This is a genomic window from Mastigocladopsis repens PCC 10914 (assembly GCF_000315565.1).
In the GTDB taxonomy this organism is placed as follows: domain Bacteria; phylum Cyanobacteriota; class Cyanobacteriia; order Cyanobacteriales; family Nostocaceae; genus Mastigocladopsis; species Mastigocladopsis repens.
On the sequence record NZ_JH992901.1, the window covers coordinates 4,813,279 to 4,837,331 of the forward strand.

Annotated in this window: 21 protein-coding genes and 2 pseudogenes; 12 read left to right on the forward strand and 11 right to left on the reverse strand. The window is 46.5% G+C overall.

The annotated features are described in order from the left end of the window. Positions 1–139 precede the first annotated feature (139 nt). Together glf and MAS10914_RS0123465 are read right to left on the reverse strand one after the other, a co-directional pair. Positions 140–2,584: a UDP-galactopyranose mutase gene (glf, locus tag MAS10914_RS0123460; RefSeq protein WP_017318386.1), complete on the reverse strand. Its 2,445-nt coding sequence runs from the start codon at positions 2,582–2,584 to the stop codon at positions 140–142. Between the two features lie 751 nt (positions 2,585–3,335). Continuing rightward, a complete protein-coding gene (locus tag MAS10914_RS0123465) occupies positions 3,336–3,566 on the reverse strand; it encodes a hypothetical protein (RefSeq protein WP_017318387.1) in 231 nt (76 codons plus the stop codon). A gap of 756 nt (positions 3,567–4,322) precedes the next feature. Between MAS10914_RS0123465 and MAS10914_RS0123470 the strand changes: the two genes are divergently transcribed. Continuing rightward, positions 4,323–5,798 carry an MFS transporter gene (locus tag MAS10914_RS0123470; RefSeq protein ID WP_017318388.1) on the forward strand — a complete coding sequence of 492 codons (1,476 nt, stop codon included), beginning with the start codon at positions 4,323–4,325 and terminating at the stop codon, positions 5,796–5,798. Between the two features lie 31 nt (positions 5,799–5,829). Here MAS10914_RS0123470 and MAS10914_RS0123475 read toward each other — a convergent pair. The 6 genes and pseudogenes from MAS10914_RS0123475 to MAS10914_RS0123500 form a co-directional block, all read right to left on the reverse strand. Further along, a pseudogene (locus tag MAS10914_RS0123475) lies at positions 5,830–6,360 on the reverse strand (IS630 family transposase); the annotation flags it as partial. 87 nt (positions 6,361–6,447) lie between these two features. Next, entirely contained in the window at positions 6,448–6,636 is a 189-nt protein-coding gene (locus MAS10914_RS0123480) for a zinc-binding dehydrogenase (RefSeq protein ID WP_198015000.1), read from the reverse strand. A gap of 333 nt (positions 6,637–6,969) precedes the next feature. Next, entirely contained in the window at positions 6,970–7,857 is an 888-nt protein-coding gene (locus MAS10914_RS0123485) for an NAD(P)H-binding protein (RefSeq protein ID WP_017318391.1), read from the reverse strand. Between the two features lie 231 nt (positions 7,858–8,088). Further along, on the reverse strand, positions 8,089–8,937 hold the full coding sequence (locus MAS10914_RS0123490; protein ID WP_017318392.1) for an SDR family oxidoreductase: 849 nt from the start codon (positions 8,935–8,937) through the stop codon (positions 8,089–8,091). 272 nt (positions 8,938–9,209) lie between these two features. Continuing rightward, the gene (locus tag MAS10914_RS0123495; RefSeq protein ID WP_017318393.1) at positions 9,210–10,205 is read right to left on the reverse strand and encodes an aldo/keto reductase; all 996 of its coding nucleotides are present in this window, start codon (positions 10,203–10,205) and stop codon (positions 9,210–9,212) included. A 29-nt stretch (positions 10,206–10,234) separates the two neighbouring features. Beyond that, on the reverse strand, positions 10,235–11,506 hold the full coding sequence (locus MAS10914_RS0123500) for a tetracycline resistance MFS efflux pump (RefSeq protein ID WP_017318394.1): 1,272 nt from the start codon (positions 11,504–11,506) through the stop codon (positions 10,235–10,237). 554 nt (positions 11,507–12,060) lie between these two features. Here MAS10914_RS0123500 and MAS10914_RS33140 point away from each other — a divergent pair. The 7 genes and pseudogenes from MAS10914_RS33140 to MAS10914_RS0123535 all read left to right on the forward strand — a co-directional run. Then, positions 12,061–12,300 (forward strand): annotated as a pseudogene (locus MAS10914_RS33140) (transposase domain-containing protein); the annotation flags it as partial. Between the two features lie 119 nt (positions 12,301–12,419). Beyond that, on the forward strand, positions 12,420–13,289 hold the full coding sequence (locus MAS10914_RS0123510) for a helix-turn-helix domain-containing protein (protein ID WP_017318396.1): 870 nt from the start codon (positions 12,420–12,422) through the stop codon (positions 13,287–13,289). Positions 13,290–13,676: 387 nt separating this feature from the next. Then, positions 13,677–14,015 (forward strand): antibiotic biosynthesis monooxygenase family protein, encoded by a 339-nt coding sequence (locus MAS10914_RS30910; RefSeq protein WP_017318397.1) that lies wholly within the window; start codon positions 13,677–13,679, stop codon positions 14,013–14,015. Positions 14,016–14,125: 110 nt separating this feature from the next. Next, entirely contained in the window at positions 14,126–14,875 is a 750-nt protein-coding gene (locus tag MAS10914_RS0123520) for a glucose 1-dehydrogenase (protein ID WP_017318398.1), read from the forward strand. A 289-nt stretch (positions 14,876–15,164) separates the two neighbouring features. After that, entirely contained in the window at positions 15,165–15,902 is a 738-nt protein-coding gene (locus MAS10914_RS0123525) for an SDR family oxidoreductase (protein ID WP_026082768.1), read from the forward strand. Between the two features lie 19 nt (positions 15,903–15,921). After that, positions 15,922–16,821, forward strand: a complete 900-nt coding sequence (locus MAS10914_RS0123530; RefSeq protein WP_017318400.1) for an SDR family oxidoreductase — start codon at positions 15,922–15,924, stop codon at positions 16,819–16,821. 348 nt (positions 16,822–17,169) lie between these two features. Continuing rightward, positions 17,170–17,919 carry an SDR family oxidoreductase gene (locus MAS10914_RS0123535; RefSeq protein ID WP_017318401.1) on the forward strand — a complete coding sequence of 250 codons (750 nt, stop codon included), beginning with the start codon at positions 17,170–17,172 and terminating at the stop codon, positions 17,917–17,919. A 439-nt stretch (positions 17,920–18,358) separates the two neighbouring features. Here MAS10914_RS0123535 and MAS10914_RS34580 read toward each other — a convergent pair whose 3' ends face one another. Continuing rightward, positions 18,359–18,718 (reverse strand): hypothetical protein, encoded by a 360-nt coding sequence (locus MAS10914_RS34580; protein WP_156818226.1) that lies wholly within the window; start codon positions 18,716–18,718, stop codon positions 18,359–18,361. 31 nt (positions 18,719–18,749) lie between these two features. Here MAS10914_RS34580 and MAS10914_RS0123540 point away from each other — a divergent pair, with 31 nt between their 5' ends. The 4 genes from MAS10914_RS0123540 (at position 18,750) to MAS10914_RS35860 (ending at position 22,928) form a co-directional block, all read left to right on the forward strand. Continuing rightward, complete coding sequence (locus tag MAS10914_RS0123540) at positions 18,750–19,328, forward strand: reverse transcriptase N-terminal domain-containing protein (RefSeq protein WP_026082769.1); 579 nt, start codon at positions 18,750–18,752, stop codon at positions 19,326–19,328. 490 nt (positions 19,329–19,818) lie between these two features. After that, a complete protein-coding gene (locus MAS10914_RS0123545) occupies positions 19,819–21,603 on the forward strand; it encodes a reverse transcriptase domain-containing protein (protein ID WP_026082323.1) in 1,785 nt (594 codons plus the stop codon). Positions 21,604–21,769: 166 nt separating this feature from the next. Continuing rightward, positions 21,770–22,528 (forward strand): group II intron maturase-specific domain-containing protein, encoded by a 759-nt coding sequence (locus MAS10914_RS35855; protein ID WP_232224276.1) that lies wholly within the window; start codon positions 21,770–21,772, stop codon positions 22,526–22,528. 64 nt (positions 22,529–22,592) lie between these two features. Then, entirely contained in the window at positions 22,593–22,928 is a 336-nt protein-coding gene (locus MAS10914_RS35860) for an HNH endonuclease (protein WP_232224224.1), read from the forward strand. A 340-nt stretch (positions 22,929–23,268) separates the two neighbouring features. On the opposite strand, the gene MAS10914_RS31740 is transcribed toward MAS10914_RS35860, so the two are convergent. After that, the gene (locus MAS10914_RS31740; protein WP_198015001.1) at positions 23,269–23,796 is read right to left on the reverse strand and encodes an SDR family NAD(P)-dependent oxidoreductase; all 528 of its coding nucleotides are present in this window, start codon (positions 23,794–23,796) and stop codon (positions 23,269–23,271) included. 23 nt (positions 23,797–23,819) lie between these two features. Further along, positions 23,820–23,942 carry a hypothetical protein gene (locus MAS10914_RS36310; protein WP_269635075.1) on the reverse strand — a complete coding sequence of 41 codons (123 nt, stop codon included), beginning with the start codon at positions 23,940–23,942 and terminating at the stop codon, positions 23,820–23,822. Positions 23,943–24,053: the final 111 nt, after the last annotated feature.

The window sequence follows — 24,053 nt, forward strand, 5'->3', positions numbered from 1 at the left end:
CTCCGTGGGAACCCCGAAGCCCCCCGTTGTGGCGACTGGCGTACAGATGGACACAGATAAATCTGTACTTCATTCAAATGAGAAGCCCTATATTAACCGCCAAGACACATACAAAAGTGGGCATTGCCCACTCTACAAATCAAGCCTTAACCGCAATTTGCTTGTAAACAGAAAGAGCCTGAGCAACACATTGATCCATGTTGTAATACTTGTAGGTTGCTAACCTTCCCACAAAATGTACCCCTTGCGTTTCATCAGCCAGTTCCTTGTATTGCTTGTAAATTTCCTGATTTTCCGGACGTGGTACGGGGTAATAGGGGTCTCCCTCTGCTTTGGGAAACTCGTAAACAATACTAGTTTTGTGGTGTTCCTGTCCCGTCAGGTACTTAAACTCCGTGACGCGAGTATACAGGTGGTCGTTCGGATAGTTGATGACTGGCGCTTGCTGAAACACCGAGGTGTTATGCGTCTCGTGCTTGAAATCAAGTGAGCGATACGGTAGTTTGCCGTAGCGATAATCAAAGAACTCATCAACGGGTCCCGTGTAAACTATCTCACCGCAAGGTATTGCCTTTTGGATTTCACGGTAATCGGTGTTGAGCATCACCTTGATGTTGGGGTGTGCCAACATCGTCTCGAACATCCGGGTAAAACCGTACCGGGGCATTGCCTGGTAACTATCTGTGAAATAGCGATCGTCGCGGTTGGTGCGGGTGGGGATGCGGGCAATGACTGATTTGTCAAGTTCCGATGGGTCGAGTCCCCATTGTTTGCGAGTGTAGTTGCGGAAGAACTTTTCATACAGTTCTCGACCAACTTTGCTCACCACCACATCCTCTGAGGTACGGATGTATTCTTTCGGTTCTGCAACTGACTTGAAGAACTCCTCCACCTGAAATGAAGTCAGGTTCATTCCATAGAGTTTGTTGATGGTGTCGAGGTTGATGGGGATCGGAACAAGTTGCCCGTCTACGCTGGCAAGGACGCGATGTTCGTAAGCCCGCCATTCAGTGAATTGCGAGAGGTATTCAAAGACTTCGCGGGAGTTGGTATGAAAGATGTGGGGACCGTATTTGTGTACGAGGATTCCATGATCATCGTAATGATCGTAGGCGTTGCCGCCGATGTGCGATCGCTTGTCCACAACCAGCACTTTCTTACCAGACTGAGTTGCCAACCGTTCCGCGATGACGCTTCCTGAGAACCCCGCGCCGACAATCAAGTAATCAAATACAGGCTCTTTGTCTCTGTTAATGATACTTGGTGCTTGTTTACCAGCAATAGCCAGATTTGAGTTAATTTTGTTGCCTTCTTTTTGTGCAGCGATCGCAGAGTCTATCAATTGCATCATTGATCCCCAAGTGCGATCCCAAGAAATTTGCTCCAAAAAGGCATCTACCCGACGCAACCATCCCGATGCTGAGTTGTCCTCTTGCATAGCCTTTTCTATGGCGGCGACGAACTCTCCAACAGTGTCTGCAATTCGTACTAGCTTCAAGTCTCCGTAGGGACGCACCACATCTCGAATTGAGGTAGACACCACAGGCTTACCTGCGGCAAGATACTCTGGGGTTTTAGTGGGGCTAATAAAGCGAGTTGACTCGTTACGCGCAAACGGCAGCATCGCCAAGTCCCACCCCGCTAAATATGCAGGTAGTTTTTTATAGTCTTTACCGCCGAGATAATGAATATTCTCCCGCTGTGGCAAAGTTGCGGGATCAATTTTCACCACTGGTCCAATGATCACCAAATGCCAGTCAGGACGTGTGTCGGCAATACCAGCCAACAGTTCGATATCCATCCGCTCATCAATCACCCCAAAGAACCCAAGGCGCGGGTGGGGAATGTTGACTTGATCTGCTGGTTCTTCTTTAAGAGTTCTTCCTTGTGCAAAATGTGCTACATCTACACTACTGGGAAATGCGTAGACGTTGGGGTGCTGGTTCACCTTGCTTTCGTAAAGGCTTTGTCCACCTGTAAACACCAAATCTGCACAGCGGAAAAGTTCAGCTTCGTAGTTTTTTAAAGCGGGTGACGCTCCCTTGAAGGCAGATAACTCATCCATGCAATCGTAGACAACTGCTTCTGGTTGCAAGTGGCTTGTAAATGCGATCGCCATCGGCGTGTAGTACCAACAGATGTACTTGCGGATGTTGTGCTCTGCAAACAAACCATCAATCAGCACTTTTAGATCTGCGTTTACCGCCTCTTGACTCAAACCTTGTGGTAAGTGGGGAACAACAACCACTACCCCATTGTTGTCTTGGGTGACATCCAACCGCCCCAAAGGTTCCTTGCTCAAAATCGGCTCCTCAACGAAGAAAACCCGCTGTCCTTGAGCGCAACGAACCAGAAGATGTTGCGGTCTTTGATAGACAAAATTCCAACGCAAATGAGACAAGCAAACTATATCAGGCGTATCTGTAGAGGCTTGTTTATAGCTTTTGTTAGATATGGATAAATTCTGTGATGATGCACCTGATGATTGCGGTTTAGTTAGTGTCGATAGTTTATCTTTAAGTATCTTTCGGGAATGACCATTACTGACACCGTTATTTTTTATGTGACTTTGTTCGCCAGACATAGGTTACTCAATTTTATGTTTATAGGAAATAGAATTGTTTGCAAATGCTCTCCCAAATATAATTCCAGACAAAAACTACCCTTTTTACTTACTTTATGTGAGTACAAGGGCAGTGATAATTATCTAGTAAAGGAGCTTTTGCTGTTTTATTGAATGCCTAAAAAATGTTCAGGCTATTTACCTTGACAACAATGTCTATCACTAATTTAAAAACATACTATTTACTGTTTATGAAACCTTCTATCAATCGACATATTTGTTTATATCCAAGGTTTTTAGATAATAAATATTAACTTCGTTTGTAATCTAGAATACAAAAATCCTTAAAGATAGAACTTCAATAAATAAACTAGTACAGGACGACATAAATAACTAGACAGTTAGAAATAGATTAAAACCCTGCTTATGTAAGTCTTTTTCTCTCCTGACTCCTGACTTCTGACTTCTTAGACTAGGGAACAATTAGTGCATTTTTTTTACAATAAAGATTGTAAAAATATAAATGACTTAACCCTAACTACTCCCCTCGGTGTTGAAAATTACCTATGAGCTAACGCACCAAATAAATTTGTGGTACGTTAGGCTTTAGATAAGAAAAATCCTGCTAATTACTGCATAACTAGCAGGGAAAAATGGATAATGTTGTTGCCCAATTTTTATTGTTGCTAAATATTAACAGGTTTTTTACTATCGGCAGGCAGGTTTAATGTTAAAGCTGCCTGTAATCCTAGCTACATTGCATCAAGTCAGCTTATCCAGCACTTCGCGATATAATGCCCAATTGACGATCCACAGGGTTATCGTTGCTAGTGTCATCAGAAAGAGTCGGAATGGAAACATCAACATTTTCTTGATCATGAACAGAGTCGTTCAAGTCATTCATCTCTCCAGAGGCTTCTTTATCCGGATTAGGGTTAATTACACTAGGGTCAGCGGTTTCATGGACTGATAAATTAATCAGCTTACGTGGTTCCTGAGTCATTTTTGCCTCTTAGTTGAACTTGCTAAACTAACTATCTACACAAGTTAAGGATTGCTGGCTATCGTTCCCTCTAGCAACAGACGTACTCTGTTGGATGACAATTATAGCCCTCGCTTCCCAAAGGTAGCTTTAGGGTGAAATACTACAGTAGTAGGGTGCGTTAACAGAGTACAACGCACTCGCTGAGAATCTTATGTTACATCGCTTTCAGGCGCGTAAGCTGATTGAACCCATCTGAGTAGTATATTCTTTTTAGATATGACCTCTAATGATTAACCCTCAAATAATTTCAGCAAATATTTTTATTGAAAATCAAAAATTGATTCTGCAAAAAAGAATAACTCTTGAGAAGGAGATTTAAAAAATTAAATTCATATTAAAATAAACAAGAAAAATATTATTTTATAAATAGATTTCTCAAACAATAAAGGGTGTAAAAAATGTGTTTTAAATCAAAGTAATGGCTATTTTGTGATAGCTGCTTATATTCATAAAGCCCTCTATAGCGTTCATTTATTAAGGCTAATAGGGGAAAGATTGCTATGGCAAGATTTACAGCAAAATACATCAGTCAGAAGTCAGAAGTCAGAAGTAAAAAGGCTTTTCTGTCTGCCTTTTAGACAAAGCGAGTTGTACTTCATTTACTTGCAACCTGCTGTAAACAAAGTATGTTTTAGAAGATTTGTCTTCGGAATACATTTCCGAAGAAAGCAGCAATTAAGTTCCTGTTAATTCTTTAAATATTGGCTAAAGAGTATGATTGCCCAACAAGAAGATGACATTTTAGTAGAAACGAGCCCTCTCCCCCCTGTCCCTATTCAGGAAATCTCAGAGGATAGGGCAATAACAGAGACGGTATTTCCTCCAACTCCAAACGCGCCTGTTAAAATTTCCAAGCCGGAAATTCGGAAAAGCCTCAGGGCGTTAACTTTTGAGAGTGTCTTTGCTTCGGTTTTTTACAGTATCATCGGCGGTGCGTTGCTCAGTAATTTCTTGCTTGAACTGGATGCCGGTCCAGTGGAAATTGGTCTACTTGCATCTATTCCTCAGCTGGTGAATCTGCTCCAACCGCTGGGAGCCTATCTGGTAGAGAGAAGTCCTAGCTTCAACTGGTATTCGATGTGCATTTTCGTCCCGTCGCGGCTACTGTGGGTGATTCTCGTGCCAGCGATTTGGTTCGTCACCTCAGTCACCTCATCTCATATCACTGGGCACCAAGTGGTGCTATTGACATTGGGAATTATCTTGGTGACTAATATCATCGAAGCTTTCGGTCGTGCTCCCTTTTTGGGCTGGACGGCTGTGTTAGTCCCAGAGCGGTTGCGGGGGCGGTATTTTGGCTTTCGCAATAGTCTTCTAAGCTTGACGAATCTTATCAGTGTGCCGCTGCTGGGTCTAGCAGTATCGACCTGGCCCGGTGGAATGGTTCAAGGCTACGGTGTGGTCTTGGTTCTAGGAATTGTGTTTGGGCTAAGTAGTCTGGTCAGCCAGTTCTGGATTACCGATGTGAACCCGCAACTTTTAAAAGTCGAGGGTTCAGATACATCCCAACCGCAGCCAGGGGGAATAGATCTGAGCTTCCTCAAAGACGCCAATTTTTTGAAGTTTGTGTTTTACATTGCCATATGGTGCTTTGCCGTTAACGTCAGCGCTCCCTTCTTTAACCTCTACATGCTGGATAACCTGGAGATAGATATAACCATAGTAACAATTTATACTGCCATATCTACTGCTGCTAATATGCTGCTGCTGCTTTTGTGGGGCAAACTGGCTGACCGGATTGGCAATCGCCCGCTCCTGATATTAGTGGGACTCTTGGTGGCAATAACACCTCTGTTGTGGCTAGGAACTGGAAGTGATCAAATTTCCCTTTGGGTCTGGTTACCCTTGTTGCACGTGCTAACCGGTGGAACGTGGGCGGCGATTGACCTGTGTACCAACAATCTTATGATGGGAGTGGCATCGCTGCGTAATCAGTCCAAATACTTCGCGATCACAGGGGCGGTTGCTGGTGTGAGTGGGGCAATAGGAATCACCGCTGGTAGCTTTCTCGCGACTCACCCTGGTGCCGGTGGCTTACTAGGGCTGTTTGCTTTATCAGGCGTCCTACGACTGGTTGCGCTCCTGCCCTTGCTTTTTGTTCAGGAGCAGCGCTCTGTACCTCTGGGTCAGCTAATGCAAGTCCTGTTCCCTGTTAAGCAGCAAAGACTGCTGATTCAACCAGAGGAATAAGTTGTCAAACATTTACAGTGATACTAATTCTTTATGAAGCTGCGCTAAATAAAGCTTCAAGAATGAAGTCGTAAGAAGTGAGAGAAGCTATCACCTCAGGTGTAATAGTTTCCAAAACCTCAGCTAACTTTTGACGTAGTTGAGCAAGGGTTTTGCAATTTTCCCATTGAAGTTTGCTTTTGAGAAACTCCCAAAACCTCTCAATCGGGTTCAGTTCTGGAGAGTGGGGTGGTTGAAAAATTGGAATAATATTTTCTGGAGAATCGAGGGTTTTAACTGTGTGAAATGACCCTTGGTCAAACTGGATAACCGCAGTATCGTCCCCAAGTTCAGCAGATAGCAACTCTAAGAACCGCTGAAAACAATCACCATCGAGGTGGGAGAACTCGTAGAAAAAGCTGTACCCACTCAAAGGTTCCACAACACCGTACAAATAAAAATTATCACGTTGCCACTGGCTTAACCCTACGGGTTTTACGCCACGAGCGGTGATTAAACGTCCCGTTCTCGTCTTGAGTCCCAAACGTGTCTCGTCTTGACACATATACCTGAATCCTTTTCCATCCCCAGGCGCGATTCTCTGTTTCTCTCAGGTTGGCGTAATTTACGCCAGCTCGATCGCGATTTTGCCGAAGAGTTCCGGCGATAACTACGCTTGGTAAGCGTCCTTGGCGTCCTCAAAGCGGAACCTGCGATCGATAGGCGGTCGGATTTTGTGGGTGTCGATCGCCTGCACCATCGCTTCATACATTTGGGCGTTGCCGACGGCGATGCCCCGGACAGTCGCGCCCTTACCCATCAGCGAACCAAATTCCAGCGGATCATCATCAAACGTCATTAACCCCATTAGGGGGTTGTGTTGCAAAAAGTTTTTGAGGAGATGAAAACTCTGTTGGTAGGTTAACTTCTAGACAGCAACTCCAAAAATTTGAGACAAGAATTCTACTTGAGCTAAAATGTCGGTTCTGTTGCAAAAAATTGGAGAAGCACTATCCGTAGCGTTGAAACATGCGTAACACAACTCTGTATCTAGCGTTTGAGAAAGTTTTTGCAACAGAAGCGAATTATTTACGATTCGGCAAAACTACCCATATCGTGAGCCTGTAATGAAAAAATTTTCATAGGCTGTCTCAAAAGGGGCAGTCTTTTTGTACAAAGACAATCAACCTTTTTAAAAAGCAGCAGCAAATTCCTTTGCAAAATCTGTCATCTTTACTTTTCCCATAACCGCCGGTCTATTGTGGTAATAATCCTCTAAAAATATGCCGCTATGAACCCCGGCATACATTTCAACCAAACCTGCAGCAATGTTTGGGTTGATCCCTGCCGCTTCTAAACCACTTTGCATTTGTTCGCTGGGAATAATAATCCATTTCAAATCAGGCTTTCCAATAGCTGCACCTAAAATAGCTGCAGTTTCGTTGCCCGTAAGTTCGTCACTTGCTACATACCGCACTTTGCTGCCAACAAGCGGTGTTTCAAGTTCTTCAGCAATGGCAGCAGCAATATCTATGGGGGAAACCCATACATCCTTGTCATCTGCACCGTAGTTTGCCGCAATAACGCCCTGGTTTTTTATCATTTCTACATAGCCATATAAATTGTAGTAGAAAGCAACGGGGCGCATGAACGTGATGGCAACATCTGACAGATTATTCATGATACCTTCTCCTTTATGATGACCGATAATGATACCTGAACCTTTCTCTAAATGAGCACCAATGCTACTGAGGTAAACCACACGCTTTACGCCCGACTGTTGAACGGCTTGCGCATAGTTATTGGCGATTGTGTGATAATACGCCAATAGGTCAAGGTTCTGATCGAAGTAGTCGTTTGGCGGTATCATACAATACACACCATCTGCACCGGTAAAAGTAGCCGTGACAAAATCAACGTCTTCCAATGAGCCGATGGCTGCGGTGGCACCCAGGGCTTCAATGTCTTTTTGCTTTTCGGGCTTGCTGCTGATAACGGTGACCGCATGTCCTTTTTGCACTAACTCTTGTGTCAGCGGCTTGCTGATGTTTCCTAACGAACCTGTTACTATAACTTTCATAGATGAGCCTTTCTTAAACGTTGTTTGTTTGAAGCAACTATACCCATTTTCTTTCTATTTCAGTAGCACCGGAAGCGCAATCGGGGCGCGAAGGCCATGATGAGGAATTTCCGGCACGAACGCACCCGGTGCAAGACGCATTGCCGGGAAACGATTTGCGGCACGGGTGACCGCTTCACGGATTTGTAGCCGGGCGAGCAACGGCCCGACGCATCGCAGGGAATAGTTTCCCTATAAATTGAAAAGAACTTTCAACCCCTTTTTAAGCGATGCAGGCTTTCGCCCAAGCAGGTTTTCCATGTCGGGGCTTACTTCTTCTTCCTGCCCGTTCTTGATGTCGGTTAGAAAACCCACGACCCTCTCAACCATAGTTTCCGGTACGCCACGTTCTTTCATTTGCGCCTCAAATGCTGATTTCTCAGCAGGTGTATAATCTACCTCTTTACCTGATAAGTCGGAAAGGGTAGCCGCAACATCGTCAAAGGAATATGACTCACTTCCTGTGAGTTTGTAGATTCGGTTACCGCAACCGCTTTCTAACAGTGCATGGGCAATGGCTTCTCCCATTTCGCTTCTCAGGGCAAAGGGTACTCGTCCGTGACCGGTCGGTAAGTAAATACCCGTATCAAAAACTCTTTCTCCCACAAACAGCGGAATGGTGTCCATATACAAGACATTGCGAAATAGAGCATAGTTCAACCCACTCGCTTTGATGTAATCTTCTGTCTGAAAATGTCCCACCATCAACTTGTTTGCGATAGTGTTTCTATCTTTCAAAGTCCGACTGGTGTAGGCAATACATTGAACCCCCGCCTTTTTTGCGGCATCCACTACATTTTGGTGTTGCTGAAGGCGGTTGTCCTCATCCGTTCCGGCTATCAGTAAGACCTTTTCGATTCCATGCATTGCCTTGTCGAGCGAGGCAGTATCATCATAACTCCCTACCCGTATGTCTACTAAGGCAGATGCTTTGCTTTCGTCACGCACAAATGCAGCAATTCGGTTGGCTGATGTGTTTTCCAGTAGATTTTTGACTACTGCTGTCCCTAACTGTCCGGTAGCTCCTGTTACCAAAATCATGGTCGCTCTCTTTTCCTTAATTTTGCTTGTAGTTCGTTAGAATCGTCGGCGTCGTTATCTTCTCAGATACTGTTTCGTGTTGTTCTCGTCTGCTTTGAAGACATGGGCGGGCGCGACCGTAGCGACGTCGTTGAAGTCTCCCTGACGCACGTCCACGCCCTTGTGCAACGCTCGGCGGTTCCCCTCTCGGCTTTGCGCTGAGTGTTGCAATCAGTTTTGTCTGTAATCGTCACTTGAACTCGCAAAGAGCGCAGCAGGGTTAACTGATGAAATTAACGGTTAACGGAGTGCATGAGTGCTTCAGGATAGCGATTTCCAGCAGCAGCGCCGATCGGTACAATTGCTTCAATTTGTTCAAGTTCGTCAGCCGTCAACACAATGTCTACTGCACCTACATTTTCATGTAGCCGTGTTTGACGTTTCGTTCCGGGAATTGGGATGATGTCCTCGCCTTTTGTCAACAACCAGGCGAGTGCAAGTTGGGCAGGCGTACACTGCTTTTGGGTGGCAATTTCCTTTATTTTTTTGACCAGTTCTAAGTTGCGATAAAAATTCTCGCCTTGAAAGCGGGGACTGTGCCGCCGCCAATCGCCGGGTGGGAAATTATCAGGAGATTGAAAGGCTCCCGTTAAAAACCCTCGTCCCAGTGGTGAGTAGGCAACCAAACTCGTTCCCAATTCTCGACACACGGGCAACACATCGGTTTCAGGCTCTCGAGTCCATAGACTGTATTCAGTCTGAAGCATGGCAATGGGATGCACTTGAGCCGCTCGACGCAGGGTTTTAGCACCCGCTTCTGAAAGTCCGGCATAGCGCACTTTGCCTTCTTGAATCAGGTCTGCGATCGCGCCCACCGTGTCCTCGATCGGCACATTTACATCAATTCTCGCGGGATAGTACAGATCAATGTAGTCCACCCCCAAACGCTGCAAACTATAAGCCAAGAAGTTTTGCACAGCCACCGGACGACTATCTTCACCATTAAAGTTACCTTTATGATCGCGCAGTGCTCCAAACTTCACTGCAATGAATACTTTGTCACGAGGAACCCCTTTGATCGCTTCTCGAATCAGCAATTCATTGTGACCCATGCCGTAAAAGTCGCCTGTGTCGAGAAAGTTAATTCCAAGATTGATTGCAGCTCGAATTGTCGCGATACTTTCAGCATCATCGCTTTGTCGATCGCCATAGAAGTCGGACATTCCCATGCAGCCCAATCCCAACGCTGAGACTTGCGCGTCTGTTGTTCCAAGTTTGCGATATTTCATGATCTTGCTCCTTTGATTAACGAGGGAATTTAGTAATATTGATTCAGTTCATCATTCATTGCACGATTTTTCCGATTCAGACGCTTAAGTTCTGGAAGTGCGATGAGCATGACCGCGACAGCAACAAGCACTTGGACTGTAGCCGCCCAATAGGGAGCGGATGGACTCACGGCTTGGTATAGCCAACCTGCCCACAGCGGCCCGATTACTTGCGCGAGCGCCATGACCGCAGCAATACTTCCTTGAACCCGCCCTTGTACATCCGCGCTCATGCTTTTTGACATCGCTCCGCTGAGACAGGTCTGCACGAGCGGTTGTCCCATGCTATAGACCACGATTCCTCCATAAACCAGTTGCAAAGCGCCTGTAATTGGAAACAGACCGAGCAGAAAGAATCCAAATCCTGCGATCAATCCACCCACAATTGCCAGACGAATTTCTTGGAAACGTCGGAGTAGCAGCGGTAAGACGACAAGCTGAACTGAGACAACAATGATCCCGAAGGTGACAAATAAAGGAGACATCTGCTCTGGAGTCCAATTGAGGCGATCGGCAAGCAAGCTCGGCAAGTTAGCCGAAGGCACAATCACAATCGTCCAGAACAGCAGAAAACTCAGCAGTAGCAGTCGGAGTTGCGGAAATTGCAAGATGTCACGCGATTGAGTCAGTGGATTTAGGTGACTGAGCGGAAGTACTGTTGATCGTTGTGCGGGCGGCAAACTTTCTGGCATCGAGAAATAGCCCCAGATGGCAGCAAAAGCGAGCAGCCCGATCAACACATAGAGCGGCGCAACAGGGCTAATTCGGGAGACAAAGCCACTCGTGGCTGGACCAACAATAAACCCTGAACCAATTGCAGCAGTCAGAAAAGCAAAGTAGCGAGTGCGATCGCTAGGTTTGGTTGTATCTGCCACATAGGAAAAAGCGGTACCAATCCAACACTCACACACGCCCACGATTATCCAGCCAACAAACAATAGCCACAATGCTCCACCGATCGCAAACATCGAAAAGCCGAGGATTGCGCCACACAGACTCACCAGCATGACCGCTCGTCGCCCATAGTGATCGCTGATTGCTCCCAGGATGGGCGCACTCAAGAATTGTGCGAAAGAATAGGTAGAAAACAACAGCCCGATCGTGAAGGCATTTCCACCATATTGCTCGACTAAAGCTGGCAAGATTGGAGCAATGAGTCCGATATAAAACGTGCTCAGAAATGCAGCAAAGAGAATAAATGGATGCAACTGACGAGGCGGTTTTGGCGGAGCTGCGCTTCGCGCTAATCGCTCAATATTCATTTCCTACTCCCTAATGTTGATAGCTGAATCAGATTGGCTTTGCAGAGCAATTCAGCGGGTACCTTCTAGCGATCGCTTTCACTGCGTTTCCTTAATTTCAATTAAGCCAGACTCAACCGACAAAGGACATGGATATTTTCTCGACAGACTTGTTCATTTCTAAGTTTGAGAAAAGTCAATGGTCATGATTGAAAACACCTAGGCACTTGCAGATCAATAAAGTCCCAGTCAAATTGTTTGGTGGCACATAGCCATTTGAGATGAAATGATAGTTGCAACTAATCCTGGGTCTTGGCAACTTTTGGTGATCTTGGTTGGGATAAGGCAGAGGGCAGAGGGAAGAAGGATATAATTCAATACGGTTCAGTTAAGCCTCAAAGTCATGTAAACTACGCATTATTCTCATGAATGGAAACTGAGTGTGGTGCATCTTAAGGATTTCTCGTTGGTGTCTCCTGAAATACAAAGTGGTGATGTGCTCAAAGCAATTGAGATGGCAATCCCAGCTTTTGTCATCGAGCAGGCGAGCCTCCTGACGGAGGAGCTTCGCTAACGCTAATACCCAAAGTGAACAGGAACGCAAGCGCTCGCTACCAGCACAATTAGTAGTAAGTCTGGTAATAGCAATGAGTTTTTGGTCTAGAGACTCAATGCGAGATGTACTTAAAAACCTCATAGATGGGATGAGTGATGCATGGGTGAAAGTTGGTAAATACTGGCGGGTGCCCTGTAAATCAGCTATCACACAAGCTCGGCAGCGATTAGGAGCAAGAGTGATGAGCGATTTATTTCATTGATTGGTACGACCAATGGACTTGACAATGCCCAGAACTGCAATGCAAGCGATATTTAGAAACAAATGCTATGCTGTCATACTTATGTTGACCCGTTTGCAGGAGGTCGGTGGAATAGGATGATTTCAGATGAGAGCCTGCACGCACACAAAAGCCTCTGTGGAACCCAGACCAGTTGTAGCTGGATGGCGGGTTGGCGATCGCTATTGCTGCGGGGTTACGTTGATCCGCCGGAAGTAGAAGAGATCGCGACAGCGGAAACACCAGATCATCTAATTGTTTTAGTCACGGCTGGATCTTGTGAAATCGAAAGCTACGATCGGGGGCAGTGGCGCAGCGCCAGCTATCGCTGTGGTCACTTGGGAATGACTTCCCCCGGTCAAGCTGCCAAACTCAGATGGAAAAGCAATGAACCGCATCACACATTGCACCTGCATCTGCCGTCTGCAACTATTAAAACGGTAGCAGAGGAGCTTGTAGCGAGAGCCTCGTACTCGATGTTGCCGAACTTGTTAAGCCAAACAGACCCAGTGATTGCCACCACAATGCTAGCGCTCGAAAGCGCTGTTAAAAATGGTGCCCCAGATTTGTACGCCGAAACAGCCGCGCAGTTTCTTGCCGTTCATCTCCTAACGCGCCACGATCGCAGGCAGATACCTCGATGTGAACAGGGGCGAGACGAGGCTTTGCGTAAAGCCGATATCTTCATGCGAGAGCATCTTCCAGACCCGGTCTCACTGAGTCAGCTTGCCGATGCCGCAGGACTGAACTCCTTCCAACTTCTGAGAGCTGCGAAGGCTATTTGGGGTGAAACGCCACTCCGCCGATTGACGCGCCTCCGCATGGAGCGAGCCAAGCATCTGCTCGATCGGGGCTACCTACCGATCGTCGAAATCGCGCTCGAATGTGGTTATAGCAATCCCTCGCATTTTGCCACAGCCTTTCGTCGTCACGTTGGTGCCACTCCAATGGAATATCGACGAAGGTAATGTTGTCGATCGCAATCTCGCGAAGGTTCGTGCAATACCGCGAGCGACAAAGCACTGGTTGTTCTATAAACTACAGGCGTAAATGACATTTCGCCGCTGTTGGCAATGAGGTTCCAACTGTCTCTTAGTGGCAACTAGTTATTTTTGTCAACCTTACATTAAAAATTAGACCAACAGAAATTTTTCAGCGTCAGATTTGGTGAGCTAAATTATTCTCCTGTTCGTTAGGACTGAAGCGAAAATAATTTGATATCTTGCGCTTTGATGCCAACAACAAGATTCGAGAATGGCGCGTCTACCCCGATCAGTTTGAGCTTTGGTTGACTGACAGTATCTAAGCCAAATCTCACACCGCTACTTCAGCATTAACCGTGATGAGGAACAACAATGATTACAATTAGCGAACATACTGGAATTGTCGCAGTCAACGTCTTCCGCGTCGAACCGGAACAACAGCAGCATGTAATAGATTTCCTAGTGGAGAATCGACATACGCCTATGAAGCATCCGGGCTGCCTATCGGTCAACATACATAAAGGCTTGGACGGCACGCGGGTAATTAATTATGCCCAGTGGCGTAGCTGGGAAGAATTTGAAACTGCTAGTAAGGATCCAGAGTTTATTGCTGCCAGAAAGCAAGCGGCGGAATTAGGATTGTTTGATTCACACTTTTATGAGGTCGTCTTCACATCTGAGGCACAGTCACTAGACCTCCTGCGTGAATAGCAAAGTAGTGTGACAGTTTGTGTTTGTAGCGTTGGACAATCTTCCGCCGTCCGATGCCGCTCAATCGTAGTGTTTTATTCACGTTCAAACTCAACCACACGGGATTCATCATGAAAAAACTAGAAGGAAAAGTTGCGCTTGTCACTGGTGGCACCAGCGGCATTGGTCTTGCCACTGCTAAACGCTTTGTCGCTGAAGGTGCCTATGTCTTCATCACGGGTCGTCGCCAAACTGAATTAGATACCGCTGTGGAAGAGATTGGTAAAAACGTCACAGGTGTTCAGAGCGATGTGTCCAAACTGGTAGACCTCGATCGTCTGTTCACTACGATTAAGCAAGAGCAAGGACATCTCGATGTGGTCTTTGCCAATGCTGGCGGTGGCGAAATCGTCCCACTTGGATCAATCACTGAGGAACACTTTGATAAAACATTCAACGTCAACGTCAAAGGTCTGCTGTTCACCGTGCAGAAGGTACTGCCTCTGTTGCCAGAGGGCGCTTCCATCATTCTGAACGCCTCGACTGCTTCCATCATGGGCAATCCAGGCTTCAGCGTTTACAGCGCTACCAAAGCCGCCGTGCGATCGTTTGCCCGCAATTGGACACTCGACCTCAAAGATCGCAAAATTCGCGTCAATGCCATCAGCCCTGGCACGGTTCCGACTCCTGCTTACGATCGCTTGGGACTGAGCGATCAGCAGTTGCAGGAATTTGTGGACAGCCAAGCCCTTACCATCCCGCTGGGACGAGTCGGCACACCCGATGAGATTGCCAAAGCCGTTGTCTTTCTCGCTTCAGATGACAGCAGCTTTGTCAACGGTATTGAGCTGTTTGTCGATGGCGGTATGGCACAGATTTGAAACGCCCTGAAAGCGATCGTCATCTTCCATGGAGGCTGCATACCGTTCATCCGCTCAACTCAAAATACTCAATGAGAGAGGAATAAACCACAGGAAAATATTGCTGATCGCAATCTCGCGAAGCTTCGCGCAATACCGCGAGCGTTAAAGTACTAGTTGTTCTATAAAATACAGGCGTAAACGACATTCTGCTGCTGTTGGCAGTGAGACTCCAATTGCCTTTTAGTGGCAACTGGTAATCTCTACCTGTATGCAAGGTTGTAAAGGCGGGAAGGAAAGGAGGGATGAGGTGACAGAAGCAAGTAGGAGTGCAATTGTAACCGGCGCGTCACGTGGGATTGGTGCGGCAGTTGCGGAACGGTTGGCGCATGATGGCATTGCCGTCGGGGTAAATTTCTCTGGCAATCTTGAACCCGCACAAGCGCTAGTTGATCGGATCATCCAAGCAGGCGGACGTGCCATCGTGATTCAAGCCGATGTCAGCGATCCCAGCGCGGTTCGCACCCTGTTCGATCGAATGGAGTCCGAGTTCGGTGGCGTAGATATCCTGGTTAATAATGCTGGCATCATGCAACTGTCTAACATCGCAGATGCAGACGATGCACTGTTCGATCGGCAGATTGCAATCAATTTGAAAGGCGTGTTTAACGGGCTGCGCGAAGCGGCTAGACGGCTGCGCGACGGTGGACGCATCATCAATTTCTCGTCGAGTGTTGTCGGCCTCTATCAACCGACCTATGCTATCTACGCTGCGACTAAAGCGGGTGTCGAGGCGATGACGCACATCTTGGCTAAGGAACTACGCGGTCGCAACATCACTGTTAATGCGATCGCACCTGGACCCACCGGGACTGATTTGTTCTTGAAGGGCAAGCCGCAAGAAGCGATTGATCAGCTAGCAAAGATGTCACCGCTAGAACGGCTGGGCGAGCCTGAAGATATTGCTAATGCCGTTGCGTTTCTCGCGAGTCCTGATGCGGCTTGGATCAACGGTCAAGTCCTTCGCGCCAACGGTGGCATCATTTGAATTAGGAGAATCGTGAGCCATGAAGAGCGTCATTGTCATCACCGGAGCCTCCAGCGGCTTTGGTGCTCTAACTGCGCGAGCGCTGGCAGATGCGGGTCATACTGTCTACGCCAGTATGCGTGGAACGCAAGGTCGTAATGCACCCGAAGTTGAAGCGGTAAAAAAGTACGCGGCTGACCATAGTGTAGACCTACGATCGATCGAACTTGATGTGTCGTCGCAGGAATCTGCCGATACAGCTATCCAAGCAATTGTCGCTGAGACCGATCGCTTGGATGTCGTCATTCATAACGCCGGACACATGGTGTTTGGTCCTGCTGAAGCCTTTACAGCAGAACAGCTTGCGGAACAGTATGACACCAATGTGCTAAGTACCCAGCGGGTCAACCGCGCTGCCTTACCGCAGTTGCGAAAGCAGAAAAACGGTCTTGTCATTTGGGTATCGAGCAGTAGCACGGCGGGTGGAACGCCCCCATATCTAGCACCCTACTTTGCTGCGAAAGCTGCGATGGATCGGTTAGCTGTCGTTTATGCCAGTGAACTGGCTCGCTGGGGCATTGAGACCTCGATCATCGTTCCAGGTGCCTTCACGAGTGGCACAAATCACTTCGCCAATGCGGGATCGCCCGACGATAAGGAACGGGCAGAGGTCTATGAAGCAGGAGCTTATGCGGGTTTTTCAGATCAGGTTCGCGATGGTTTTGCCTCAATCGTGCCGCCTGATGCCGATGTCTCTGCGGTGGCTGACGCGATCGTCAATGTGGTGAATGCTCCCTTTGGCAAACGACCGTTCCGAGTGCATATCGATCCGGCGCAGGACGGGGCAGAAGTGGTCAATGCAGTGGGGGATCGGGTTCGTGCCGAGCTTCTACGTCGAATCGGACTAGAAGACCTTTTGCGCCCAGCCACCCAGGAATAGTTGCAGCTTGCTCGATCAAGCAAGGATTGGGGTGCAAAAAATTTGGGTCGTGTTCTAGACTTGTGGGAATGAGGGAGAATCAGATCGGCGTTATTGGTGAATTGGTAGCATTGTTTTAGAACCTGTTCTTTGCCTGGCTTGTGGCAGTAGTGATGTCGTCAAGCAGGGTCAATCTTAGGGATTGCTCAAAAACTCGATGCGATGAAAGCTGAACTCGAAGCTTGGAAATCCGTTTCGCTTAGCACTGCATTTGAAGGTGAAACAGTGATAGCAACTTAACGAAAACCGCGATCGCACTAGAACTCAGAATCACAGTTGAAGGTTGAAACCATTTAACGAGAAACAGCGATGCAGATACTTGAAAATAAAGTTGCGTTAGTCACGGGCGGAACATCAGGAATTGGCAAAGCGACTGCTCTAGCCTTCGGACGGGCAGGCGCAAAAGTTGTGTTTTCGGGCAGACGTGAGCAAGAAGGAGAAGATACGGCAAATTTGATTCGTCAATCGGGTGCGGAATGCTTGTTTGTGCGTTCAGATGTATCGAGTGAAGCAGAAGTCAAAGCACTCATTGAGAAGACCGTTGAACAGTACGGTCGGTTAGATTGTGCGTTCAACAACGCTGGAATTGATCCACCCCAAAAGCCGCTCCATGAGCAGTCAGTTGAAGACTTCGACAAACTCATGGGAATTAATGTCCGGGGAGTATTCTTGTGCATGAAGTCCGAAATTCAACAAATGCTCGCCCAGGGAGGGGGAGTGATTGTCAACAATTCTTCAATGGGCGGAGTGATTGCGTTCCCTGGAATCGGTCCCTACATCGCCAGCAAACATGCAGTGATGGGATTGACTCGTTCTGCTGCGCTAGACTATGCCAAGCAAAACATTCGGATTAATGCAGTGAATCCCGGACTGATTGCTACAGGTATGATGGATCGTCTTACAAATGGGAATCCAGATCAGATGGCATCGATCGTCCCAATGGGGCGATTGGGTCAGCCCGAAGAAATCGCTGCAACCATTGTATTTCTGTGTTCTGATGCTGCTAGCTACATCACATGTCAGCCTTTAGTGGTTGATGGCGGATACACAGCAACTTGAATCAAGCTCGACTTGATATCAGTAGGCGCTGGTTTTTAGGTGCTGCTATTGCGGCTCAGCAGACTCTATACGGATAGCAGGACCGTACATCTGACGTACGCTTGTCTTTCAGATCGGGTTCGTGCTGAGCTTCTACATTGCGATCGCTTAACTGAGAGTATCTCCTTTTCAGATCACCAAAAGTGGACAAGACCCCTAATCCTGGTCTGAAAATGCCTTGATTGCAGGTCGCTAGTGTGATTCGTTCTGTCGAAACGAGTAGAAATACTCAGGGATGACAGGCAAGGGACATAGAAGAGAAATCTTAACTGAACCTTGACAACTCAAATTTTCGTGATGGTGTAATTCCATCCCTCCGAGTGCAGGAGTGACAGCAAGTCCCCCATTTCAGCAAAGTGGTTCTTTGTTGGGATGAAGCGGGGAATCATGGCGGTAACTGCTAGCCTAATGTGGAATCCCGCCTAGCATAGCTGGTCATGGATAGGAATACGAATCTCTCGACTGAATCATCGTTATGCAAAACAAGCCAAAAGGCTGTTTGGGCTTGTCCCAAAAGGGAAAGGATAAGTGGTTGGCTGATTAAGCGGCAGACCAACATGCACTCACAACAAACCCGGTGAAGAGAGAGAATCCTAAAATCAGCGTCAAACGAAAGATTGGGAACGAAGTAACCCCCTAATGCGCTCTCCAAAACTGGTCGAATTTTGGAGTAGGTAGCCAACCGCAAGCCTTCAGGGGGAAGGATTGCCTCAGAAGCCAACGCCTCCTTGTAACGAGGAGGATATGCAGACAGAGGCACGGTGATTTGGATTGTAGAGGTACCAGTAGCAATGTACACATCTAAAACGAGTTTCAAGACTACGGTGGAATGGAATACTATCCCCTGGCAAAAGCTAGAAAGGAAAGTATTTAAGTTGCAAAAACGCATCTACAAAGCCTCGCAACGTGGTGATGTCAAGGCAGTTCGTAAACTCCAAAAAACGTTGTTGCACTCCTGGTCAGCGAAGTGTTTAGCGGTTCGTAGGGTAACACAGGACAACCGAGGTAAGAAAACGGCTGGAATAGATGGGTTGAAAAACTTGTCCCCAAAAGCACGTCTTATCTTAGTACAATCCCTGAAGCTAGGTCAGAAAGCCGCTCCCACCCGAAGGGTGTGGATACCAAAACCCGGCTCAGAGGGAGAAAAAAGACCCCTTTCTATACCCACTCTGTACGACCGCACCTTGCAATCGCTAGTAAAACTAGCCTTGGAACGAGAATGGGAAGCTCGCTTCGAGCCAAACTCGTTCGGCTTTCGACCAGGAAGAAATGCCCATGATGCGATTAAGGCAATTTTCAACTCTATTAAGTTCAAACCTAAATATGTGTTGGATACCGATATTGCGAAATGTGTGCGCCGCGACAGTTAATGCGGTATCCCCAACCAAGTTGGGAGAGAATAAGGAGAAAGTCTCTAGGTCAACCAACTAACCTGGAGTCGAAAGACAAAAGGGACAACAGCATGTTGGTAAAGCTGGGAATAGAGAAAAGGCGTGAAAACTATTGTTCGGCAAGACCTGTGTGACATGGTGAAAGTTAAACTACCTGAAGCCCAATTCTGACGGTATACGCGATTGCCTATTCCTACAACGCCTAAAAGGAATAATCGTTTGTGTGTGGTTTTAAACATTTAAACCATACAACTCCTTCAAACGAAGTCAGCCAGCGATGAGATGGCTTAACGAATGAATGGGACACCTAAATCACACTGTTACGTACCGAGTTAATAAAGCGCGGGATGACTTACAGGGGGCGACCCCTATGGTTACAGAGTTCTCATAGTAGTCCGAGGACGGGAAAGCCGCCCACATGGCGAAGGAGAACAGGTATTCTTCACACTTACATCGAGAGGTACGCGAGATGCGAAACGCCGAAACGGTTTTAAGTGTAATCCGAGACAGAGGTTATCGTGACTTACCCCTGGATGATGTCTACAGGCAACTTTTCAATCCCAAGCTGTACCTACTGGCGTACAGTCGCATCTACAAAAATGATGGGGCAATGACACCAGGAGTCACAACTGACACTGCTGATGGGATGTCCATTAAAAAGATTGAAAACCTCATAGAAAATATTCGCTATGAACGTTTTCGGTGGACACCAGTGCGGCGAATTAATGTTCCCAAGAAAAATGGGAAAACTCGACCCCTAGGAATTCCCACTTGGAACGATAAATTGGTTCAGGAAGTAATACGTTTGATATTAGAAGCGTACTACGAACCCCAATTTTCTAACAGCAGTCATGGTTTTAGACCCAATCGTGGATGTCATACGGCACTAACAATAATAGACCGTACTTGGCAAGGAACCAAATGGTTTATCGAAGGAGATATTCGTGGATGTTTTGACAACATAGACCATAAAATCTTAATGTCAATTTTACGCGAGAAAATCCTAGATAATCGCTTCTTGAGATTGATTGAAAACTTGCTAAAAGCAGGTTACTGTGAGCAATGGAAATATTACTCTACCGTTAGCGGAACGCCGCAAGGCTCGATAATATCACCCATACTCGCAAATATATATCTTGACAAATTCGATAAATTTATCGAAGAGACACTCATTCCAGAATATACGCGTGGTAAATGTCGGACAGAAAATCCGGAGTATTCAAAACTCGTAAAACTCGCCTGGTACTACAGGAAAAATGGACAATTTGAAAAAGCGCGTCAACTGGAAATACAATACCAGAAAATGCCTTCTAAAGATGTCCGTGACCCTGGATACAGGAGGTTAAACTACGTCCGCTATGCAGATGATTTTCTGCTTGGTTTTATTGGCTCGTTTCAAGAGGCAAAGGAAATCAAGGAAAAATTAAAGACATTTTTGGCTGAAAATCTTCAGTTGGAACTGTCACCAGAAAAGACCTTAATTACTAATGCCAGAAATGAAGCAGCAAAGTTTTTAGGTTACGAAATTTTAGTTCAATATTCCGACACTAAGCATACCAATGGTAAACGCTCAATCAATGGAATTATTGCACTAAGAACTCCAGCAAGCTTTATAGAAGAAAAGTGCGCTCTATACATGAGGAATGGTAAACCCATTCATCGCCCTGAATTAATAAATGATGACGATTTTACTATTGTCAACATTTACCAGTCAGAATTTAGAGGATACGTACAATTCTATAGCCTTGCTCAAAACATTGCATGGCTGAGAAAACTTCAATGGGTTATGTCGAGTTCACTGATGAAAACCCTTGCCTGTAAACACAAAACTAGCGTGGCTAAACTCTGCGCCAAGTACTATAAGACGGTAAAACTTCCACAAGGTCTAAGAAAGTGCGTTGAAATAACCGTCCCAGTAGAAGGTAAGAAACCTTTGGTGGCTCGCTTCGGCGGCATACAATTAAAACGCAACCTAAAAGCAACCATACAAGACCTGCCGACAAAGAGAAAGCCCGCGTTCAGAAATGAACTAATCAAACGGCTTCTTGCGGATGAATGCGAGATTTGTGGAGCAAAAGGTAACATTGAAGTTCACCATATTCGCGCCCTTAAAGACCTTAAAACCAAGGGCAGGAAGGAAAAACCGCAATGGATGCAAGTTATGTCCGCACGTAGAAGGAAAACTCTCATGGTCTGCCCGCAATGCCATGATGCAATACACGCCGGTAAACCAAGATATAAACGAGTCTCGTGATGCATAGAATACTGGAGAGCCGTGTACCTGGAAATCTCGTAAGCACGGTTCGGCGGGGGCTAGTTAGAAAAGGAGCCAAATCTTTGGAAACCTCGCTAGCTAGCTACCCACTTTTGACAAAATTAATCACAATGTTCTGCTGTCAAAATTAAATACATTTCCCACCATCCGCCGACAAATTCGAGCATGGTTGAAAGCGGGAGTGATTGATTTCTCTGAATATGCTTTTAGAGAGAAATCTGACAACAAAACATCAATGGGAGTGCCACAAGGTGGGACGATTTCGCCATTATTAGCGAATATAGCCCTCCACGGCATGGAAAATAGAATTAAACAAATTGCTCTAACTTTACCCGAATGTAAAAGGGATAACCGTAGCGCAATAAGCTTAATTCGATTTGCAGATGATTTTATCATTCTGCATAAAAACCTTTCCGTCGTCCAAAGATGTCAGCAGATTATGGCGGAGTGGTTAAACGAATTGGGGCTGGAATTGAAACCAAGCAAAACCCGAATATCCCATACACTTAATATGTATGAAGGTAACGTTGGTTTTGACTTTTTGGGTTTCACTGTTCGACAATTTCCTGTAGGAAAATATCACAGTGGTAAAAGCTCAAACGGAAAATTACTTGGTTACAAAACTCTTATTACCCCAAGCAAAACAAAGCTAAAGACACACACGCAGAAGATAGGTAAATTGATTGATGGGCATAAGTCAGTTCCACAATCTGATTTAATAGCTCATCTGAATCCCGTCATCCGTGGATGGACGAACTACTACTCAGGTGTCGTTAGCAAACGCATATTTAATCAGGCTGATACAACATTATTCAGCCAGCTAAAAGCATGGGCAGAACATCGTCACCCCAATAAATCTTCAAGGGTGGAGTTGTCAAAAATATTGGCAAACCGTAGGGTCTAATAATTGGGTATTTAAACCCCATAATCAGAAGATTCGCTTACTAAAGCACCGTGAAACTCGTATCGTGAGACACATACAACTGCAAGGAAGCCGTAGCCCGTTTGACGGTGATTGGGTGTACTGGAGTTCCAGGATGGGCAAACATCCTGAAGCGCCAACAAGGGTGGCAACACTCTTGAAGATGCAGAAAGGCAAGTGTGCTCATTGTGGGTTATTCTTCCACGATGAAGATTTGATGGAAATCGACCATAAAGTCCCTCGCTCAAAAGGCGGTAAGGATAAGTATGACAACCTTCAATTACTTCACGGACATTGTCACGATACTAAAACGGCAGCAGATAAAGCTGTCGTCACAGTTCAAGAGATAGATGAGGATTATCTCAACCGTAATCCCTTTTAACTCTGAATTCATGGGTGTGCTTGACAAGCACCAAATCATCGAGGAGCCGTGTGAGGTTAACATCTCATGCACGGTTTTGTAGCCGAGTCAGGAGGGTGACTTCCTGGCTTAGGCATCCACCTACGGGTTACGAGTCTGAAACAGCATGTCAGCATTCCCATTTTCGGCAGCGAAGCGTAGAAGCTTGCAGCGCTCTACCACGACCTCTTCTACAGTTGGGTGGTTGGCGAGGATGTCCATCACCTCGGTAATGAACTCGTCGAGGGGGCATGGCGCGAGGATTCGGTCATTTGGTGTTCGCCGATGAGTTGAGTCTGGACATAAGGCGGAATAATCTCGATCACCTCGGTTGTGGTGCCTTTGAGCTGGTAACGTAGCGATACCGAGTATGAATCGCTGCCTTAGTCGCGCTGTAGGTTGGGGTCGCTGCGTTCGGGACAAAAGCCAGCCCGGACGAAACCGTTAGAATGGCTGAGTGTGGCTGATTTTGCAGCAGCGGCAGGAGTGCTGCTGTTAGGCGAATGGGGCCGAGGAGGTTGGTGGTCACGATTGCCTCGGCATCCTCTAGATAATCTGGCGGCGATTTGAGGTCTTCTAGTTTCGAGATCCCAGCATTATTGATCAAAACATTCAGCCCTGGGTAGTCTTGAGCAACTTGCTGACTAAACGAACGAATGCTGTCTCGGTCATTGATATCCAGGAGCAGGGATTTCATGCCGAGATTAGCAGATGTCACCTCATCTAACGCCTGTTGTCGCCGACTAGAGATGATGACCTGACTACCTTTTTTGTGAAAGGACTCAGCGAGTCCGCGACCAATCCCCGATCCGCCGCCAGTGATCAGAATTGTGTTTTCTGTAATTTTCATGGTAATCCTCTAAATTTTTCCTGTTATTGAAATGAGTTTGAATTAAACCGCTCAGGATTATCACGCACTGCACCACCACGAAAATCGGTGGCGATCAATCCAGAAGACACAATGTTCAGCAGATACCTGCTAGCGATCGCTTTCACTGCGTTTCCTTACCTTCAATTAAGCCAAACTCAACCGACAAAGGGCATGGATATTTTCTCGACAGGCTTGTTCATTTCTAAGTTTGGGAAAAGTCAATGGTCGTGATTGAA

Excerpts from the sequence above, each read along its gene's own strand:
- glf (WP_017318386.1), bottom strand. The coding sequence starts at position 2,584 with ATGTCTGGCGAACAAAGTCACATAAAAAATAACGGTGTCAGTAATGGT.
- MAS10914_RS0123465 (WP_017318387.1), bottom strand. The coding sequence starts at position 3,566 with ATGACTCAGGAACCACGTAAGCTGATTAATTTATCAGTCCATGAAACC.
- MAS10914_RS0123470 (WP_017318388.1), top strand. The coding sequence starts at position 4,323 with ATGATTGCCCAACAAGAAGATGACATTTTAGTAGAAACGAGCCCTCTC.
- MAS10914_RS0123480 (WP_198015000.1), bottom strand. The coding sequence starts at position 6,636 with ATGACGTTTGATGATGATCCGCTGGAATTTGGTTCGCTGATGGGTAAG.
- MAS10914_RS0123485 (WP_017318391.1), bottom strand. The coding sequence starts at position 7,857 with ATGAAAGTTATAGTAACAGGTTCGTTAGGAAACATCAGCAAGCCGCTG.
- MAS10914_RS0123490 (WP_017318392.1), bottom strand. The coding sequence starts at position 8,937 with ATGATTTTGGTAACAGGAGCTACCGGACAGTTAGGGACAGCAGTAGTC.
- MAS10914_RS0123495 (WP_017318393.1), bottom strand. The coding sequence starts at position 10,205 with ATGAAATATCGCAAACTTGGAACAACAGACGCGCAAGTCTCAGCGTTG.
- MAS10914_RS0123500 (WP_017318394.1), bottom strand. The coding sequence starts at position 11,506 with ATGAATATTGAGCGATTAGCGCGAAGCGCAGCTCCGCCAAAACCGCCT.
- MAS10914_RS0123510 (WP_017318396.1), top strand. The coding sequence starts at position 12,420 with ATGATTTCAGATGAGAGCCTGCACGCACACAAAAGCCTCTGTGGAACC.
- MAS10914_RS30910 (WP_017318397.1), top strand. The coding sequence starts at position 13,677 with ATGATTACAATTAGCGAACATACTGGAATTGTCGCAGTCAACGTCTTC.
- MAS10914_RS0123520 (WP_017318398.1), top strand. The coding sequence starts at position 14,126 with ATGAAAAAACTAGAAGGAAAAGTTGCGCTTGTCACTGGTGGCACCAGC.
- MAS10914_RS0123530 (WP_017318400.1), top strand. The coding sequence starts at position 15,922 with ATGAAGAGCGTCATTGTCATCACCGGAGCCTCCAGCGGCTTTGGTGCT.
- MAS10914_RS0123535 (WP_017318401.1), top strand. The coding sequence starts at position 17,170 with ATGCAGATACTTGAAAATAAAGTTGCGTTAGTCACGGGCGGAACATCA.
- MAS10914_RS0123540 (WP_026082769.1), top strand. The coding sequence starts at position 18,750 with ATGTACACATCTAAAACGAGTTTCAAGACTACGGTGGAATGGAATACT.
- MAS10914_RS0123545 (WP_026082323.1), top strand. The coding sequence starts at position 19,819 with ATGCGAAACGCCGAAACGGTTTTAAGTGTAATCCGAGACAGAGGTTAT.
- MAS10914_RS31740 (WP_198015001.1), bottom strand. The coding sequence starts at position 23,796 with ATGAAAATTACAGAAAACACAATTCTGATCACTGGCGGCGGATCGGGG.